General features: G+C 73.5%; 1 protein-coding gene. It reads left to right on the top strand.

Translation table 11 applies throughout. The annotated features are described in order from the left end of the window. Window positions 1-2,513: polymorphic toxin-type HINT domain-containing protein (locus AB0M20_RS37400; RefSeq protein ID WP_364305514.1), on the top strand; the 2,513-nt coding region annotated here is incomplete at its 5' end. Window positions 2,514-2,582: the final 69 nt, after the last annotated feature.

A 2,582-nucleotide genomic window follows, 5' to 3' on the forward strand; every position in this document is an offset into this window, starting at 1 on the left:
CGGCCGCGGCGAACGTGGCCGTGCAGGCCGCCAACCAGGCCGTCGAGCTGGAGGCGCTGGCCCGCGCCGAGGACGCGGCGCGGCTGGCCGAGTGGACCGAGCAGGGCATCAAGGCGGCGCAGTCCGCGGCCGAGACGGAGGCGGCGGCCAAGGCGGCGGGCGGCGAGCTGGTCGCTTGGAACCGCGGGCTGCTCTGGGACACCGCCGAGCAGGACCGGATCGACCCGGCGACGCGCACGCTGCTCGCCGAGGCGACCGCGGCCGGCGCGCCGGCCGACGTGGTCATGGACCGGGGCCGGCGGGCCGCGGTCGCGTTGCTGACCACCGGTGGCGAGTGGACCAAGGCGGCGGCGCAGGAGATGCTGACCGGCGGCGAGGTCGAGCTGCGGTCGTGGCTGGCCGAGGGCCGGCGGTTCGCGGCGGGCCAGGACGACCGGGCGCGGCTGTGGCGCCTGGTGGACACCCTGCCCGAGGGCGGCGCCGAGCGGGCCGCGGCGCAGGCCGCCGTCGCGGGTGCTGACGCGGCGGTCGAGACGTTCCTGCGGACCCGCAACTACCCCGGCAAGGTCGCCAAGGACCGGCAGCAGATCTACGCGATCATCAACGGCGCCGGCACGAACCTGAAGGCCGCCGGTGAGCGGGCGCTGGCCGGCACCCCGGCCGACATGCACCAGTTCCTGCGCACCGGCCAGCATGTCGCGCGCGCCGCGGACGAGCGGCTCGAGGTGTACCGGGTGATGGAGGCGGGCGGCCCGGAGGTCAAGGCCGCCGCCCAGGTCGCGCTGAACGGTCCGGCGTCGTACCTGACGTACTTCCTCACCACCTCGCGTTACCAGGCGCAGCAGCGTGACCTCGAGCAGGCCGCGCACGTCGCCACGGTCCGCAAGCTCCTCGCCGAGGCGCAGAGATACGCGCAGACCGCGCTGGAGGACGCCGACCGCGCGCTCGAGGCCGCGAAGCGGGCGCAGGGCTACGCCGACGAGGCGAACGCCGCCAAGGCCCGGGCCGACGCCGCGGCCCGCGCCGCCGTCGACGCCGCCAACCGGGCCGCCGCGTCCGCCCAGGACGCGCAGCAGTCCGCCAACCAGGCGGCGCAGAGCGCGGTGACCGCGCGCAACGCCGCCAACTCGGCGCAGAACAGCGCCAACCAGGCCGCCCGATCGGCGGCCACCGCCTCCGCCGCCGCCAAGCGGGCCCAGGCCGACGCGGCGGCGGCCTTCCAGGCGAAGGCCCAGGCTCGGCACTACGCCGACGCGGCCGGCAAGGACGCCGCCGCGGCGGACGCGGCCGCCAAGCAGGCCGCGGCCATCTACGACCAGCGGCTCAAGGAGCTGGAGGAGGACCGGCGCAGCACCGAGGAGGGCAGCGGCCCCGGCGGCGAGGGCACCGCGAACGATCACCACAAGCGGTGGGAGTGCCTGTCGCTGAACATGGACGCCGTGTCCGCGGAGTGCCTGTCGGTCTACAAGGACTTCGCCAGCGCCGCGATGGATCCGGCCAAGTGCGCGGTCCCGGCCAACGCCAACAGCCCCGGCTGCCTGATGGTCCGCGACCTGAGCTCGTTCGTCCAGGAGAACCCGGACGTGCTGCTCGACGCCCTGCAGCTGGCGCTGATGGGCTGCGGGCTCATCCCGGGGGCCGGCGAGGTCTGCGACGGCATCGACGCAGCGGTGTCGTTCGCCCGCGGTGACGTGGTGGGCGGCATCCTGTCGCTGGGCGCGATGATCCCGGTCGCGGGCTGGCTCGCCAGCGGTCTCAAGGGGTTCAAGAACTCCGACAAGTTCCGCAACATTATCGAGATCATCAACAAGATCCGCCGGACCTGCAACAGCTTCCTGCCCGGCACGCGTGTCCTGCTCGGCAACGGCCGCAGCAAGGACATCGAGGACGTCCGGGCCGGTGACCGGGTCGTCGCGACCGATCCGCTCACCGGGGTCACGGCGGCCAAGGCGGTCACCGCGCTGATCGCCGGCGTGGGGGTGAAGCAGCTCGTCACCCTGCGCATCGACGACGACAACGACGGCCGTACCCCGCCGGCGGTCGTCACCGCCACAGCGGGTCACCCGTTCTGGGCGCCGGCCCTGAAGGCGTGGGTGCCGGCCGCGTCGCTCGCCGCCGGGGTGCCGGTGCGGACCACCGGCGGGGCGACGGCGACCGTCACCTCGGTCTCCGTGCGCAGCATGATCGCGCGCGTCCACAACCTCGAAGTCGCCGACCTCCACTCCTACTACGTGGTCGCCGGCAAGACGACCGTCCTGGTCCACAACGGCTGCGGTCCGAACGCCGCCTCCCGGCCCGGACAGATCGCGAGCCACTTCGGCTACACGACCAAGCAGGTCAAGGACGCGATCCACGCGGTCAAGCGCAAGGGACTGCCGCGCGACGGAGCGCAACGGAACCCCGATGTCATCGTCGACCTCGATAGTGGTGAGGTATACGTCAAGATGCCGGACGGGAGCCCGAGTGAGGACTCGATCGGCAACATCCTCGAGGAGCTTCCGGAGCAGGATTGAGCGAGGACTCGTGGGCGGTCGTCTCCGTGCGGATCGGCAGTGTCGGCCTGACGGCCCAGGAGATCGAGC

Source organism: Actinoplanes sp. NPDC051633 (genome assembly GCF_040681735.1).
Taxonomy (GTDB): domain Bacteria; phylum Actinomycetota; class Actinomycetes; order Mycobacteriales; family Micromonosporaceae; genus Actinoplanes.